This is a genomic window from Streptomyces sp. NPDC001568 (assembly GCF_042893755.1).
Classification (GTDB): Bacteria; Actinomycetota; Actinomycetes; order Streptomycetales; family Streptomycetaceae; genus Streptomyces.
In genome coordinates this window covers 278,816-292,968 of record NZ_JBIAVF010000008.1, presented here as the reverse complement: position 1 = coordinate 292,968, position 14,153 = coordinate 278,816, and the positions used below count along the sequence as shown (strand labels likewise).

General features: G+C 72.1%; 15 protein-coding genes. 9 read left to right on the top strand and 6 right to left on the bottom strand.

The genetic code is table 11. The features are described 5' to 3' along the window. The first annotated feature begins 53 nt into the window (after positions 1-53). The 3 genes from ACFY0I_RS17480 (at position 54) to ACFY0I_RS17470 (ending at position 1,604) form a co-directional block, all read left to right on the top strand. The gene (locus tag ACFY0I_RS17480) at positions 54-488 is read left to right on the top strand and encodes a helix-turn-helix domain-containing protein (RefSeq protein ID WP_388896055.1); all 435 of its coding nucleotides are present in this window, start codon (positions 54-56) and stop codon (positions 486-488) included. A 23-nt stretch (positions 489-511) separates the two neighbouring features. After that, positions 512-1,150 carry a hypothetical protein gene (locus ACFY0I_RS17475; RefSeq protein WP_388896052.1) on the top strand — a complete coding sequence of 213 codons (639 nt, stop codon included), beginning with the start codon at positions 512-514 and terminating at the stop codon, positions 1,148-1,150. 115 nt (positions 1,151-1,265) lie between these two features. Beyond that, the gene (locus tag ACFY0I_RS17470) at positions 1,266-1,604 is read left to right on the top strand and encodes a DUF2516 family protein (RefSeq protein WP_388896050.1); all 339 of its coding nucleotides are present in this window, start codon (positions 1,266-1,268) and stop codon (positions 1,602-1,604) included. Between the two features lie 87 nt (positions 1,605-1,691). On the opposite strand, the gene ACFY0I_RS17465 is transcribed toward ACFY0I_RS17470, so the two are convergent. From ACFY0I_RS17465 to ACFY0I_RS17455, 3 genes are all read right to left on the bottom strand, one after another. Further along, the gene (locus ACFY0I_RS17465) at positions 1,692-3,035 is read right to left on the bottom strand and encodes a PP2C family protein-serine/threonine phosphatase (RefSeq protein ID WP_388896048.1); all 1,344 of its coding nucleotides are present in this window, start codon (positions 3,033-3,035) and stop codon (positions 1,692-1,694) included. A gap of 390 nt (positions 3,036-3,425) precedes the next feature. Further along, the gene (locus ACFY0I_RS17460; protein ID WP_388896045.1) at positions 3,426-4,553 is read right to left on the bottom strand and encodes an NlpC/P60 family protein; all 1,128 of its coding nucleotides are present in this window, start codon (positions 4,551-4,553) and stop codon (positions 3,426-3,428) included. Positions 4,554-4,793: 240 nt separating this feature from the next. After that, positions 4,794-5,606 carry a class I SAM-dependent methyltransferase gene (locus ACFY0I_RS17455; RefSeq protein WP_388896042.1) on the bottom strand — a complete coding sequence of 271 codons (813 nt, stop codon included), beginning with the start codon at positions 5,604-5,606 and terminating at the stop codon, positions 4,794-4,796. Positions 5,607-5,823: 217 nt separating this feature from the next. On the opposite strand from ACFY0I_RS17455, the gene mshA reads away from it, so the two are divergent. Continuing rightward, positions 5,824-7,206 carry a D-inositol-3-phosphate glycosyltransferase gene (gene mshA / locus ACFY0I_RS17450; protein WP_388896040.1) on the top strand — a complete coding sequence of 461 codons (1,383 nt, stop codon included), beginning with the start codon at positions 5,824-5,826 and terminating at the stop codon, positions 7,204-7,206. Further along, positions 7,199-7,693 carry a YbjN domain-containing protein gene (locus ACFY0I_RS17445; protein ID WP_388896038.1) on the top strand — a complete coding sequence of 165 codons (495 nt, stop codon included), beginning with the start codon at positions 7,199-7,201 and terminating at the stop codon, positions 7,691-7,693. The genes mshA and ACFY0I_RS17445 overlap by 8 nt, the downstream gene beginning before the upstream one ends. Before the next feature lie 51 nt (positions 7,694-7,744). On the opposite strand, the gene ACFY0I_RS17440 is transcribed toward ACFY0I_RS17445, so the two are convergent. Continuing rightward, positions 7,745-9,148, bottom strand: coding sequence for an MDR family MFS transporter (locus ACFY0I_RS17440; protein ID WP_388896035.1), 1,404 nt, complete (start codon positions 9,146-9,148; stop codon positions 7,745-7,747). Positions 9,149-9,301: 153 nt separating this feature from the next. Here ACFY0I_RS17440 and ACFY0I_RS17435 point away from each other — a divergent pair, with 153 nt between their 5' ends. Continuing rightward, a complete protein-coding gene (locus ACFY0I_RS17435) occupies positions 9,302-10,063 on the top strand; it encodes a phosphoglyceromutase (protein WP_281203648.1) in 762 nt (253 codons plus the stop codon). A gap of 224 nt (positions 10,064-10,287) precedes the next feature. Then, the gene (locus ACFY0I_RS17430) at positions 10,288-10,755 is read left to right on the top strand and encodes a hypothetical protein (RefSeq protein ID WP_388896033.1); all 468 of its coding nucleotides are present in this window, start codon (positions 10,288-10,290) and stop codon (positions 10,753-10,755) included. Positions 10,756-10,905: 150 nt separating this feature from the next. Here the strand turns inward: ACFY0I_RS17430 and ACFY0I_RS17425 are convergent, their stop codons facing one another. Beyond that, positions 10,906-11,055: a hypothetical protein gene (locus ACFY0I_RS17425; RefSeq protein WP_167344738.1), complete on the bottom strand. Its 150-nt coding sequence runs from the start codon at positions 11,053-11,055 to the stop codon at positions 10,906-10,908. A gap of 158 nt (positions 11,056-11,213) precedes the next feature. Continuing rightward, positions 11,214-11,891 carry a phosphate signaling complex protein PhoU gene (gene phoU / locus ACFY0I_RS17420; protein ID WP_042813786.1) on the bottom strand — a complete coding sequence of 226 codons (678 nt, stop codon included), beginning with the start codon at positions 11,889-11,891 and terminating at the stop codon, positions 11,214-11,216. Between the two features lie 197 nt (positions 11,892-12,088). On the opposite strand from phoU, the gene ACFY0I_RS17415 reads away from it, so the two are divergent. Then, positions 12,089-13,327 (top strand): sensor histidine kinase, encoded by a 1,239-nt coding sequence (locus tag ACFY0I_RS17415; protein WP_388896031.1) that lies wholly within the window; start codon positions 12,089-12,091, stop codon positions 13,325-13,327. After that, positions 13,324-14,004: a response regulator transcription factor gene (locus tag ACFY0I_RS17410; RefSeq protein ID WP_037795450.1), complete on the top strand. Its 681-nt coding sequence runs from the start codon at positions 13,324-13,326 to the stop codon at positions 14,002-14,004. The genes ACFY0I_RS17415 and ACFY0I_RS17410 overlap by 4 nt, the downstream gene beginning before the upstream one ends. Positions 14,005-14,153 lie beyond the last annotated feature (149 nt).

The following is a 14,153-nucleotide window of genomic DNA, read 5'->3' as shown; positions in this document are numbered from 1 at the left end:
GCTTTTGCAAGCAGCTGCTTGCAAAAGTTAGCGGGGTGCGGCAGGATCGGGGCATGGCATCGCTCAACGTCGGAAACCTCGGCGAGTACCTCCGCGACCAGCGGCGGCAGGCTCAACTGTCCCTGCGGCAGTTGGCCGACGCGGCGGGGGTGTCGAATCCGTACCTGAGCCAGATCGAGCGCGGGCTGCGCAAGCCGAGCGCGGACATCCTCCAGCAGCTGGCCAAGGCGCTGAGGATCTCCGCGGAGACGCTGTACGTGCAGGCCGGAATCCTGGACGAACGGGACCGCGACGAGGTGGAGACGCGAGCCGTCATCCTCTCCGACCCGTCGATCAACGAGCGGCAGAAGCAGGTGCTGCTCCAGATCTACGACTCGTTCCGCAAGGAGAACGCGCAGGACGAGGCGGCCGCCGACGCCGCCTCCGGTCCGGCCGCGGACTCCGGTGGTGCCATTGCCGACGACGGGGACCTGCCCCCTACGAACTGACTGTGATCCGGGAGGACCAGCACATGGCCATCGCCGATGACCTGAAGAAGACCCTCACCGACCCCACCCCCCTCTACTTCGCCGCGGGCACCGCCGACCTGGCCGTACAGCAGGCCAAGAAGGTGCCCGGCCTCATCGAGCAGCTGCGCGCCGAGGCCCCCGCGCGGATCGACGCCGTCGTGAACACCGACCCGAAGGTCGTCCAGGGGAAGGCCAAGGAGGCGCAGGAGGCGGTCACCGCCAAGGTCGCCGAGGTCTTCGGGGCGATCGACCCGAAGAAGCTGGGCGAGACCGCCCAGGACCTGGCGCTGCGCGGCGTCGGCGTGGCCGCCGAGTACGCGGTGCGCGCCAAGGAGACCTACGACAAGGTCGCCGAGCACGGCGAGCAGGCCGTACGGGCGTGGCGCGGCGAGATCTCCGACGACATCGTGGACCTGGCCGACGTCGTGGAGCCCGACCCGAAGGCGAAGCCGGCGCAGGAGTCCGCGACGACCGACGCCGCGGCTGCCGACGCGGCGACCTCGGACACGGCGACCTCCGACACGGCGGACGGTTCCGACGCGGCGGAGGGTACCGCCGAGGCGAAGCCGGCCGCGCGCAAGACCACGGCCCGTAAGAGCACGGCCAAGAAGACCGCCGCCACGACCGGCGGCGAGGCCTGATCGACGGGATCGGACCGGGCACCTGAGCGGTGCCCGGTTCGTTCTCGTTTGGGAAGACGGCTCCGGCGGTAGCGTGGAGTCAGGCGTGCCGAACGGGAAAAGGGCGGTTGAGACGATGCTGATGCAGGGGTTCGACAACGGGGTGCTCCCGCTGTTCGGCTACGCCATGCTGGCGCTCGCCGTCGTGGCGTTCGTGATGGCGGTGATGCCGAGCGCGCAGGCCTACACGGCGGCCGACAAGCAGACCAAGACCTTCTGGTTGGTCATCCTCGGCGTCACCGTGGTGGTGGACTTCTTCCTGGCGATGCTCTTCCTGCAGATCGCGGGCCTGGTGGCCACCATCGTCTTCCTCGTCGACGTCCGCCCGGCGCTCAAGCAGGTCACGGGCGGCGGCGGCAAGCGCCGCGGCAGCAGCAGCGACGGCCCGTACGGGCCGTACAACGGCGGCCGGTGATCCGGCCGTACAACGGCGGCCGGTGGTCCGTAGCCGGTGGTCCGTAGCCGGTGGTCCGGTGGGCGTCGTCGCCGGCCGGGCTCCGGCTCAGCCCGCGTTGCGGGAGAGCAGGACCACGGCGACGTCGTCGGTGAGTTCGCCGCCGTTGAGGCGGCGGGCCTCCGTGACGGAAGCCTCCAGGAGTGCCTCGCCGGTCAGTCCCCGGTCCAGATGACGGTTGATCATCTCGACCATGCCGTCCTGCCCGAGGCGCTCCTTGCCCTCACCGATGTGGCCCTCGATCAGGCCGTCGGTGTAGAGCATCAGGCTCCAGGCGCCGCCCAGTTCGACCTGGCGGCGGGGCCAGCGGGCCCGGGGCAGCAGGCCGAGCGCCGGGCCGCTGTTCTCGTACGGCAGGAGCCGCGCCGGTCGGCCCGGCCGGGATATCAGCGGGGCCGGGTGCCCGGCCAGGCACAGGCCCGCCCGGCGGCCGTCCGGGGCGATGTCGACCGTGCACAGCGTCGCGAAGATCTCCTCGCAGGGGCGCTCCACTTCGAGCACTTCCTGAAGGGTGGAGAGCAGGTCGTCCCCGCACAGGCCGGCCAGGGTCAGGGCGCGCCAGGCGATGCGCAGCTCGACGCCGAGGGCCGCCTCGTCCGGGCCGTGGCCGCAGACGTCGCCGATCATCGCGTGGACGGTGCCGTCGGGGGTGCGCACCGTGTCGTAGAAGTCCCCGCCGAGCAGGGCCCGACTGCGGCCGGGCCGGTAGCGGGCGGCGAAGCGGAGGTCCGAGCCCTCCAGGAGGGGCGTGGGGAGCAGACCGCGTTCCAGACGGGCGTTCTCCTGGGCCCGCAGTTTCGATTCTGCAAGCTTGTACTGGGCGATGTCCGCCCGCTTTCTCTCCACGGCGTAGCGGATGGCGCGGCTGAGCAGCCTGCCGTCGAGCTCGTCGCGGAAGAGGAAGTCCTGGGCGCCGACGCGGACCGCCTCGGCGGCGCGCTCGGCGTCGGCCTCGGAGGTCAGGACGAGGACCGCGTGACGCGGGGCCAGCCGCAGCACCTGGCGCAGGGTCGCGAGACCGTCCTCGGCGTCCGCGCCCGTGCCCGGGAGCGAGAGGTCGAGCAGTACGCAGTGCACGTCGGGGGTGAGCAGTCGCGCGGCCTCGGTGAGGTTGCGGGCGCTGCGCAGCCGGATGCGGTGGCCGTCGGCGTCGAGGATCTCGGGGACGGTGAGTCCGCCCGCGGGGTCGTCCTCGATCACCAGCAGGGTCAGTGACGTCTGCGGTGCCGGGGCGGGTGCGGGGGCCGGAAGGGGTGCGGGGCCCGGTCCGGGCGTCGCGGGGGTGACGGAAAGAACCGCCGGACCGCTTTCCAGGGGCGGGGTGTCCCGCTGCCGCGGTACGGGTACGGACATCGTCTCCGGTTCCTTCCCTCCCCCCGAGGGTGCGCTCATGGGCCGACCCTAGCGGGAGGGTGGCGACGAACGGAATGGCGGTCCGGGGGAGGGCCTCCGTCATATGCCGTTATCGCGGGGGATAAGCGGGCCGATGGATGACCAACGTCACGGAACCCCCACAACCCCGTCCCGCTCGCCGAGGCCCCGCGCCCCACCGCGGAAGCCCCTGTCGGGCCCCCGTACGTGACGTCGCACACCCGGGCCCCGGCCGCACCCCACCACCTTCGCGCGTGATGCTGCACACCCCCGGCCCGCCGGGGTCCGCGGAACCCCGCACGCGTGACACCGAACACCCTCACGCGGCCGGACCCTTGCGCACGGGCCCGACCGACGCCGCGCCCCGACCCCGTCCCCGACCCCGTCGACGGACACCCGCTGGGCCGGTGCCTACGCGTCGGGGCGGACCACGGCCTTGATCGGCATCGAGCCGACGCCCGCCATCGTCACGCTCCGCCCGGGACGGGGCGAGTGGACCATCGCGCCGTCCCCGACGTACATGGCGACGTGGCTCGCGTCGTCCCAGTAGATGATCAGGTCACCCGGTCGTATGTCCTTCATCGCCACCTTCGGCAGCAGGCGCAGCTGCTCCTGCGAGGTGCGCGGGATGCCCTTGCCGGCCGCCAACCAGGCCTGCGAGGTCAGACCGGAGCAGTCGTACGAGTTCGGCCCGGTGGCGCCCCACACGTACGGCTTTCCGATCTGCGCCGTCGCGAACTGCACCGCCCGCTTCCCGGCGTCCGTCGCCGAGCCCTTCGCGTCCTTCAACGCGCCCGTCGACAGCCACTGCGTCTGGGCCTTGTACTGGGCTTCCTGCTCCAGCTGGATCAGCCGGGCCTTCTCCTCGGCCTCCAGCTTGTTCTCCAGCTCCTCCGCCGCCTTGATCTTCCCCTCGATCTCCTTCTTGGCGGCTTCCTGCTTGGCCCGGTTCTCCTCCATCTTCTGCCAGAGCGCGCCCGCGTCCTTCGCGTACCGCTCCAAGTCGCTCTGGGTCCGGTTCAGTTCGGACAGCAGGTCCGTGGTGGCCTTCTCGCCCTGCCGCAACCGGTTCGCCCCGTCGAGGAACTGGCCCGGGCTGTCGCTCAACGCCAGCTGCGCGCCCGGCGGCAGGCCGCCCGAGCGGTACTGGGCGCGCGCCGCGGCGCCCGCGCGGGACTTCAGGCCGGAGATCCGGTCCTGGCCCGCCACGACCAGCTTCGCGATTTCCACGATCCGCTCGGACTGGGCCTTGGTCTCGCTCTCCGCGAGGTTGTACGCGTCCGTCGCGCTGCCGGCCTGCCGGTACAGCCCCTCTATGTCCTTGCGGATCTGCTCCAGCGACTTCGCCCCGGGGGCCGCGGTCGCGGGCGACCCGGGTGTCGCGGTCGGCGCCGAGGGCGCCGGGGACGGGACCGGCGCGGCCGGAGCCGCGTACGCGGTGCCCCCCGCGATCGCGGGGGCCGTCAGTATCGCCATCGCGCACAGCAGTGTCAGGGCCGATGCCCCGTGCCGACGCGACGCTCGCTTCGCGGTCCCCATGGCTCCCCCAGGCGCCCCGAGTCCGACCGGACGACAGGTGCCTCACCCGACATCAGATCTGACTATTCATCAGTAACTTGTCACTGTCTCCGGGATGGTGCCACGACTCGGTGAATTCCAACACCCTTGCGGGTCACGGTCCGATCATGACCGGCCACGCCCCGCCCACCCCTGCCGACTCAACGGGCCGCCCCCGAAGCCGGTTCCCCACCGCGCGAGGTTCACCCCATCGCGTGCGCGTCACCCCACCGGACGCAACGCCTCCCACCGCACCGTCAGTTCCCCCTGCCTCCAGCGCGCCGGACCGTCCGCCAGGGGCCAGTCCGCGGACAGCGCCCGCGCCGTCCGGATCCAGCGCTGCCGCGCCCCGTACGAGGCGTACGGGGCCGACGCCGCCCACGCCCGGTCGAAGTCCCGCAGGAACGCGTGCACCGGCTCACCCGGCACGTTCCGGTGGATCAGCGCCTTCGGCAGCCGCTCCGCCAGGTCGGACGGACGCTCCAGGGAGCCCAGCCGCGTCGCGAAGGTCACCGTGCGCGGCCCCTCCGGCCCCAGCGCCACCCACACGTGCCGCCGACCGATCTCGTCGCACGTCCCCTCCACGAGCAACCCGCCCGGGGCCAACCGCGCGCGGAGCCGCTCCCACACCTGCGCGACCTGCTCCTCGTCGTACTGGCGCAACACGTTCGCCGCGCGGATCAGCGCCGGCCGCTCGCCCCCGTCCAACGGCACCTCGAAGCCGCCGTGCCGGAAGCTCAGCCCGTCCCGCTCGTACGGTTTGGCCCCCGCCACCCGCGCGGGCTCGATCTCGATGCCGACCACCCGCACCGCCGGCGCCGCTTCCCGCAGCCGCGCCAGCAACTCCACCGCCGTCCAGGGAGCCGCCCCGTACCCGAGGTCCACCGCCACCGGCGCGTCCGCGCGGCGCAGCGCGGCCCCGTGCGCCGCCGCGATCCAGCGGTCCATGCGGCGGAGCCGGTTCGGGTTCGTCGTTCCCCGCGTCACGGTGCCCACAGGGCGCTTCGGGGGCGGTGGAGTGCTGCGGGAAGCCATGCGCCGAGCCTAAGCGGAGGGCCCAGGCCGGATAAAAAACCGGCAAACAGCGAAGGAAAGTCCGCCCGCCCCGGAATGCGGGCGGCGCCCGTCCGGGTTGCACTCCTTGCAGGGCGCCCCACAGCGTCCCCGCAGTCATGCCGCCCCACGGGGCGGCCCGCCACCACCGTCCGTGCGCGTCGTCCAGCGCGTCGTCCGAGCGAGAGGAACTGCTCCCTTGAGCCAGTACGTGTCCCGTCTCGGCGGCAGCATCAGCGGACGCCTCGCCGCCGCGCGCGGCACCCGCAACGACACGCCGCGACTGCGCCTGCCGGCCGTCGGGCACCACCGCAAGCCGCGCCGCGTCGCCATGCTCAGCGTGCACACCTCACCGCTGCACCAGCCCGGCACCGGCGACGCCGGCGGCATGAACGTGTACATCGTCGAGCTCGCCAAGCGCCTCGCCGCGATCAACGTCGAGGTCGAGATCTTCACCCGGGCCACCACCGGCGGCCTGCCGCCCGCCGTCGAGCTCGCGCCCGGGGTCCTCGTACGCCACGTGGACGCCGGCCCGTACGAGGGCCTCGCCAAGGAGGAGCTGCCCGCCCAGCTCTGCGCCTTCACCCACGGCGTCATGCAGGCCTGGGCCGGTCACCGCCCCGGCTACTACGACCTCGTCCACTCCCACTACTGGCTCTCCGGCCACGTCGGCTGGCTCGCCGCCGAACGCTGGGGCGTCCCGCTCGTCCACGCGATGCACACCATGGCCAAGGTCAAGAACGCCGCGCTCGCCGTCGGCGACACCCCCGAGCCCGCCGCCCGCGTCATCGGCGAGACCCAGATCGTCTCCGCCGCCGACCGCCTCATCGCGAACACCGCCGAGGAGGCCGACGAGCTCGTACGGCACTACGAGGCCGACCCCGGCAAGGTCGCCGTCGTCCACCCCGGCGTCAACCTCGACCGCTTCACCGTCGGTGACGGCCGGGCCGCCGCGCGCGCCCGCCTCGGCCTCCCGCAGGACGCCGTGATCCCCCTCTTCGCCGGCCGCATCCAGCCGCTGAAGGCCCCGGACATCCTGCTGCGGGCCGTCGCGGAGCTGGTCGCGCAGGACCCGTCGCTGCGCCGCCGGCTGTTCGTCCCCGTCGTCGGCGGGCCCTCCGGCAGCGGCCTCGCCAAGCCGGAGGGGCTGCAGAAGCTCGCCGCGAAGCTCGGCATCACCGACCTCGTGCACTTCCACCCGCCCGTCGACCAGGACCGGCTCGCCGACTGGTTCCGCGCCGCGTCCGTGCTGGTCATGCCGTCGTACAACGAGTCGTTCGGGCTCGTCGCCATCGAGGCCCAGGCCGCCGGTACGCCGGTCCTCGCGGCCGCCGTCGGCGGGCTGCCCGTCGCCGTCAACGACGGGGTCACGGGCATCCTCGTACCCGGCCACGACCCCGTCGACTACGCCCGTGAGCTGCGACGTTTCGTCGACGAGCCGGGGCTGGCCGATCGGATGGGCGGGCAGGCCGCGCGGCACGCGCAGTTCTTCGGCTGGGACACCGCCGCAGGCGGCACCGCCGACGTCTACACCGCCGCCATGCATGATCATCGGCGTCGCGTACGCTCCCACCATGGCTGACACCGCCGCGATCATCGAGGGCGTCCTGACCGACGCCGAGCTGAGCTGGGAGAGCCCGCAACCGGGCTCGTACGTCGTCCAGCTCCCCGGCACGCGCAAGCTGAGCACCACCTGCTCCCTGCGCGTCGGCCGGCACTCCCTCTCCGTCAACGCCTTCGTGATCCGCCACCCGGACGAGAACGAGGCCGGCGTCCACCGCTGGCTGCTGGAGCGCAACCTCAAGCTGTACGGGATGGCCTACGCCGTCGACCCGCTCGGCGACGTCTACCTGACGGGCCGCCTCCCGCTGTCCGTCATCACCCCCGACGACCTCGACCGGCTGCTGGGCACCGTCCTGGAGGCCGCCGACGGTGCCTTCAACTCCCTGCTGGAGCTCGGCTTCGCGGGCGCGATCCGCCGCGAGTACGAGTGGCGCGTCTCGCGCGGCGAATCGACCCGCAACCTGGACGCCTTCAAGCACCTGACGCAGCCGTCACGGGAAGGCTGACGGCGGAGCCCCGAGGACGGGGCCCCGCCGGCCGGTACGCGTCGACCGGTGCTACGCCGCCGGAGCCGTCGCGACGGGCTTCGCGCCGCCCGTGCCCGCGACCTCGACATCGACCACATGGATCACATCGGCCCCATCGACCTCGACCGTGAAGGTCCCGCTCGCGACGGCCCGGCCGCCCGTTCCGCCGCCGGCCCGCCGGCCCGTGCCGCCGGACTCCGCGTCCGCCTCGTCCGGCAGGTTCCGCATGAGTACCCAGTACCCCGCGGCCGCCACCGTTCCCAGCACCCCCGTGGCGCCCCACAGCCAGTCCGCGCCCAGCCGGTCCAGCACCACCCCGGCCATCAGCGGGGCCACCAGCGAGGCCACCGCCCAGGACATCGTGTACATCCCCTGGTAGCGCCCCCGCCCGTGCACCGGCGACAGCCGGACGACGAGTCCCATCTGCGTCGGCGAGTTCACGATCTCCGCCAGCGTCCACACGCACACCGTCAGCGCGTACGCCCACAGCGGCCCCGCGAACGCCGTCATCGCGAACCCGTACCCGGCCAGCAGCGCCGAGGCGACCAGCAGCTTGCGCGGGTCCCGGTGCTCGATGAACCGCGTCACCGGGATCTGGAGGACCACGATCAGCAGCCCGTTGGCCGCGATGACCAGGCCGTACTCGGCCGGCGAGAAGCCGGCCGCGCCCATCGCCGCCGGCAGCCCCACCGAGCCCTGCGTGAAGATCAGCGAAATGACGAACGACAGGCCGACGACCCCCATGAACCGCCCGTCCCGCAGCACCGTCCCCATCCCCACCTCCGGCTCGGGGACGAACCCCTTGCCGTCGGAGCCCGCCCCGGCCCGCCCCGGCCGCTCCGGCCGCGACTCCGGCAGCTTCACGTACACCAGCACCGCGCACGCCAACGTCAGGGCCGCCTCGCCCAGGAAACCCGCCAGGTAGCTGTACTGCGCGACCAGACCCGCCACCGCCGCGCTGATCCCGAAACCGAGGTTGATCGCCCAGTAGTTCAGCGCGAAGGCCCGTACCCGGTCCTCGGGCCGGACGATGTCCGCCATCATCGCCGAGACCGCCGGCCGCGAGGCGTTCGAGGTCATCCCGACCAGCAGGGCCGCCGCGGCGATCGCCGCCGGGTGCTCCATGAACCCCAGCAGCGCCACCGAGAACGCGGTCGACGCCTGCGCCACCAGCAGCGTCGGACGCCGACCCAGCCGGTCGGTCATCACCCCCGCGACGAGCGACGAGATCACCCCGCCGAGCCCGTGAAGGGCGACCACCAGCCCCGCGAAGGTGGCCGAGTAGCCCCTGTCCAAGGTCAGGTACAAGGTCATGAAAGTGGCGACGAAGGCCCCGAGCCGGTTCACCAGCGTGCTCGCCCAGAGCCACCAGAACGCCTTCGGCAGACCCGACACGCTCTCCCGGGCAGCCCGTCTCAGACTTTCAACGGACATAAGGATCCCCCCGGGGATGTGTAAGTGTCCCTACCGACCTCCGCACATTACGATCCGGGATCCCCGGAGGGCCACTGGATTGTCACCATCCGTCAATCGGAGGCCGCCCACACCGCGCGCGAGCGCCCCGGGGAGTCCATTAGGCTCGTACGCATGGCCGACGCACCGTACAAGCTGATCCTGCTCCGTCACGGCGAGAGCGAGTGGAACGCGAAGAACCTGTTCACCGGCTGGGTGGACGTCAACCTCAACGAAAAGGGCGAGAAGGAGGCGGTCCGCGGCGGTGAGTTGCTCAAGGACGCCGGCCTGCTCCCCGACGTGGTGCACACCTCGCTCCAGAAGCGCGCGATCCGCACCTCCCAGCTCGCGCTGGAGGCCGCCGACCGCCACTGGATCCCCGTGCACCGCTCCTGGCGCCTGAACGAGCGCCACTACGGAGCCCTCCAGGGCAAGGACAAGGCCCAGACCCTCGCCGAGTTCGGCGAGGAGCAGTTCATGCTGTGGCGTCGCTCGTACGACACCCCGCCGCCGGCCCTCGAGGACGGCACGGAGTTCTCCCAGTCCGGCGACCCGCGCTACGCGACGATCCCGCCGGAGCTGCGCCCGCGCACGGAGTGCCTCAAGGACGTCGTCGTCCGCATGCTGCCGTACTGGTACGACGGCATCGTCCCGGACCTCCTCGCGGGCCGCACCGTCCTGGTCGCCGCCCACGGCAACAGCCTGCGCGCCCTGGTCAAGCACCTGGACGGCATCTCCGACGAGGCCATCGCCGGCCTGAACATCCCGACCGGCATCCCCCTGGCCTACGAACTGGACGCCGCCTTCAAGCCCCTGAACCCGGGCGGCACCTACCTCGACCCGGACGCCGCCGCGGCCGCCATCGAGGCCGTCAAGAACCAGGGCAAGAAGAAGTAACCCCCGCGATCACGCCTCCCACCCGCGCGCACGGCGCGGGCCGGGAGGCGTTTTCACGGTCCGGGCCGGCCGTACCGGCCAGGAGGAGAAGCGGTGGTCAAAAGGTGACGGCCCGAGCCTCTCGGTTGAAGTGCCGTTTCGGCGTTGAAGTTGATCGGCCGTACGGGTGATCGATTCGTTTCTGCGCTGGGCCGGGGGCTCGGATCGGGGCTAGAACCTCGGTCATGATCAAGAACTTCGTGCGGCGCGGACTGCCCGCGCTCGCCCTCGCGCTGCTGCCCGTCATGGCCTCCGTACCGGCCGCCGACGCCGCCCCCACGGCGCCCGCCGCCCCCGCCGGGCCCGGTGTCGCGCGCAGCGACGCCCACTTCCACGCCCCCGCCACCCTCCGCAAGAACCAGGCGTGGACCTCCGGCAACGGCCGGGCCGTCCTGCGCGTGCAGGGCGACGGGAACTTCGTCCTCTACAAGGACGGCAACCCCGCCTGGCAGGCCCCCGACGTGTGGCCCAAGGCCGAGACCGCCGTCATGCAGGAGGACGGCAACTTCGTCGTCTACGACCGCTCCGGCAACCCCGTCTGGGCGGCCGGCACCTGGCACAAGGGCCGCTACCTCGCCGTCCAGGACGACGGCAACGTCGTCGTCTACGACGCGGGCGGCCGACCGGTCTGGGCGACCAACACCGGCGACTGATCCCCGTCACGGCCCCCCGTCACCGTCCCCCGTCACGACCCCGCGGCAAGGCCCCGCGGGGAAAGGCCGCGCGGCAAGGCGAAGGGCCCCAACCGCATCGCGGGAAGGGGCCCTTCACGGTCGGACGGGGGGTTCAGCGTCGGACGGGGTTCAGCCGCCGCACTGGCAGGGCGCACCGGACTGGCAGCCGCAGCCGCAGCCCGATCCGCAGCCGCAGGCCGCGAGCAGGGGCAGGCGCAGTGGCTCGGGCCGCGGCGGCTGCTCCTGTTCCGGGGTGATGGGGACGGGGGAATCGGGCATGGATCCTCCTCGTGGGGGCACGCACGGCAGGTCGTACGAGTACGCGGTTGCCTTCGCCCTCATTCATGCCCAGCCGCACGGGCGCGTCAACGGCGCATTGAAGCGAGCCGCCGCACACGGGGGTCGAACGAATCCGCCGCCACCCCGCGCCCCGGCCCTCAGACCCCGTCGACCTGCGTCGGCTGCTGCAACTCGTCCGCGTGTTCGCCCGTCACCAGGTACACGACGCGCTTGGCCACCGACACCGCGTGGTCCGCGAAGCGCTCGTAGTAGCGGCCCAGCAGCGTCACGTCGACCGCCGTCTCGATGCCGTGCTTCCAACGGTCGTCCATCAGGTGCTGGAACAGCGTGCGGTGCAGCTGGTCCATCTCGTCGTCGTCCTGCTCCAGCTGGAGCGCCAGGTCGACGTCCTTCGTGATGATGACCTCGGCCGCCTTCGCCATCAGCCGCTGCGCCAGCTGCCCCATCTCCAGGATGGTCGCGTGCAGGTCGCGCGGCACCGCGCGGTCCGGGAAGCGCAGCCGCGCCAGCTTCGCCACGTGCTGGGCGAGGTCGCCCGAGCGCTCCAGGTCGGCGCTCATCCGCAGCGAGGTGACGACGATGCGCAGGTCGGTGGCGACCGGCTGTTGCCGGGCCAGCAGTGCGATGGCGCGGGCCTCCAGGTCGTGCTGGAGGTCGTCCACCTTCTGGTCGGCGGCGATGACGCTCTCCGCGAGCTTCAGATCGGCGTCGAGCATGGAGGTGGTGGCCCGCCCGATCGCGGAACCGACGAGCCGGGCCATCTCGACCAGGCTTTCTCCGATCGAGTCCAGTTCCTCGTGGTACGCGTCCCGCATGGGTGTCCCTCTCTCGCCGACTCGCCTACTGCTGCGTGGCTTCTTGCCTCACGTTGACACGTTCGGCCCTGAACGCGTCCGACTCCGGCATCACAAGTGAATCAACCCCGTCGCCAGGGTGAACTCTGGGCGACGACTGTTCGAGGTGCCACCCGAACGGCTGTGGAAGTGGCGTCGTGCCTGCTTAACCTGGATGCATGGACGTGAACGCGGCGGTCGCCGCAGCTGCAGCGATCGCCGGTCTTTGCACCGGTGTGATCGCGATGCTGGCGTTCCGCTGGAGCGAGCGCGACCAAGCCCGCCCCACCAGGAGCTCCATGCGCCCCGACATCAACGCGGTACTCCCGCCCGGCGTGGACACGGTCCTCTCCGTGCTCCGCTCCTCCGCCGTCGTCCTCGACGAGGGGGACGCGGTGGTCAAGGCCAGTTCGGCGGCGTACGCCCTCGGACTGGTCCGCGGCGGGAAGCTCGCCGTGGAACCGATGCTCCACATGGCCCGCGACACCCGCAGGGACGGAGAGATACGCCAGATCGAACTCGACCTCCCGAGGCGCGGCACCGGCCGCGGCGAGGCCCTCGCGGTCTCGGCGCGCGTCGCCCCGCTGGGCTCCCGGCTCGTGCTGCTGCTCGTCGAGGACCTCACGGAGGCCCGCCGGATCGAGGCGGTGCGCCGTGACTTCGTCGCGAACGTGTCGCACGAACTGAAGACCCCCGTCGGAGCGATCTCCCTGCTCTCCGAAGCGGTCATGGACGCCTCCGACGACCCGGAGGCGGTCAGCCGCTTCGCGGGCCGCATGCAGATCGAGTCCGCCCGCCTGATCAACCTCGTACAGGAACTGATCGACCTCTCCCGGGTGCAGAACGACGAGGCCCTGGAGGACGCCGAGCCCGTACGCGTGGACACGTTGGTGGCCGAGGCCATCGACCGCTGCCGCCACACGGCCACCTCCAAGCAGATCACCATGGCCGCCGGCGGTACCGCCGACCTGCGGGTATGGGGGCACCGGGGGCAGTTGGCCGCCGCCCTCGGGAACCTGGTGGAGAACGCCGTCAACTACAGTCCGGCCCGCACCCGCGTCGGCATCGCCGCGCGCCGGGTGACCGCGCCGGGTGGAGACTTGATCGAGATAGCCGTGACCGACCAGGGCATCGGCATCCCGGAAAAGGACCGCGAGCGCGTCTTCGAGCGCTTCTACCGCGTGGACCCGGCCCGCTCCCGCGCCACGGGAGGCACCGGCCTCGGCCTCGCGATCGTGAAGCACGTGGCCGCCTCGCACGGCGGGGAGGTGTCGGTTTGGAGCTCGGAGGGCCAGGGCTCCACGTTCACCCTGCGGCTCCCCGAGGCACCCGCGCCGGCGCCCGCGCCGGCCCCCGTACCCGTCCGACCCCTGCCCGAACCAGAACCAGTCATCCCTGCCCCGGAGGTCCTTCCGTGACCCGAGTGCTCGTCGTCGAGGATGAGGAATCCTTCAGCGACGCCCTGTCCTACATGCTCCGCAAGGAAGGCTTCGAGGTCGCGATCGCGGCGACCGGGCCCGACGGGCTCGACGAGTTCGAGCGCAACGGCGCCGACCTCGTCCTCCTCGACCTGATGCTGCCCGGCCTGCCCGGCACCGAGGTCTGCCGGCAGCTGCGCGGCCGTTCCAACGTTCCCGTGATCATGGTGACCGCCAAGGACAGCGAGATCGACAAGGTCGTCGGGCTGGAGATAGGAGCCGACGACTACGTCACCAAGCCCTTCTCCTCGCGGGAGCTGGTCGCCCGCATCCGCGCGGTCCTGCGCCGCCGCGGCGAGCCGGAGGAGGTCACCCCGGCGGCCCTGGAGGCCGGTCCGGTACGGATGGACGTCGACCGCCACGTGGTCACCGTCGGCGGCGGGAAGGTGGACCTCCCGCTGAAGGAGTTCGACCTGCTGGAGATGCTGCTGCGCAACGCGGGCCGCGTGCTGACCCGCATGCAGCTCATCGACCGGGTCTGGGGCGCCGACTACGTCGGTGACACCAAGACCCTCGACGTCCACGTCAAGCGCCTGCGCGCCAAGATCGAGCCCGACCCGGGCGCGCCGCGCTACCTGGTGACGGTCCGCGGCCTGGGCTACAAGTTCGAGCCGTAAACCGCGGCGTCGCGCCGCCGCGAGGCGACGCGCGCGCACTGCCGCGAACGGCGGTCGGGTCCGGCGGCCCGCACCGACCACGGGGAAGGCCCCCAGCCGCATCGGCTGGGGGCCTTCCCCGTGTACGTACGTCGCTTCGCGCGGTCGGG

Bases quoted from the DNA above. Each gene is read 5' to 3' on its own strand.
- ACFY0I_RS17480 (WP_388896055.1), top strand. From the start codon at position 54: ATGGCATCGCTCAACGTCGGAAACCTCGGCGAGTACCTCCGCGACCAG.
- ACFY0I_RS17475 (WP_388896052.1), top strand. From the start codon at position 512: ATGGCCATCGCCGATGACCTGAAGAAGACCCTCACCGACCCCACCCCC.
- ACFY0I_RS17470 (WP_388896050.1), top strand. From the start codon at position 1,266: ATGCTGATGCAGGGGTTCGACAACGGGGTGCTCCCGCTGTTCGGCTAC.
- ACFY0I_RS17465 (WP_388896048.1), bottom strand. From the start codon at position 3,035: ATGAGCGCACCCTCGGGGGGAGGGAAGGAACCGGAGACGATGTCCGTA.
- ACFY0I_RS17460 (WP_388896045.1), bottom strand. From the start codon at position 4,553: ATGGGGACCGCGAAGCGAGCGTCGCGTCGGCACGGGGCATCGGCCCTG.
- ACFY0I_RS17455 (WP_388896042.1), bottom strand. From the start codon at position 5,606: ATGGCTTCCCGCAGCACTCCACCGCCCCCGAAGCGCCCTGTGGGCACC.
- ACFY0I_RS17445 (WP_388896038.1), top strand. From the start codon at position 7,199: ATGGCTGACACCGCCGCGATCATCGAGGGCGTCCTGACCGACGCCGAG.
- ACFY0I_RS17440 (WP_388896035.1), bottom strand. From the start codon at position 9,148: ATGTCCGTTGAAAGTCTGAGACGGGCTGCCCGGGAGAGCGTGTCGGGT.
- ACFY0I_RS17435 (WP_281203648.1), top strand. From the start codon at position 9,302: ATGGCCGACGCACCGTACAAGCTGATCCTGCTCCGTCACGGCGAGAGC.
- ACFY0I_RS17430 (WP_388896033.1), top strand. From the start codon at position 10,288: ATGATCAAGAACTTCGTGCGGCGCGGACTGCCCGCGCTCGCCCTCGCG.
- ACFY0I_RS17425 (WP_167344738.1), bottom strand. From the start codon at position 11,055: ATGCCCGATTCCCCCGTCCCCATCACCCCGGAACAGGAGCAGCCGCCG.
- phoU (WP_042813786.1), bottom strand. From the start codon at position 11,891: ATGCGGGACGCGTACCACGAGGAACTGGACTCGATCGGAGAAAGCCTG.
- ACFY0I_RS17415 (WP_388896031.1), top strand. From the start codon at position 12,089: ATGGACGTGAACGCGGCGGTCGCCGCAGCTGCAGCGATCGCCGGTCTT.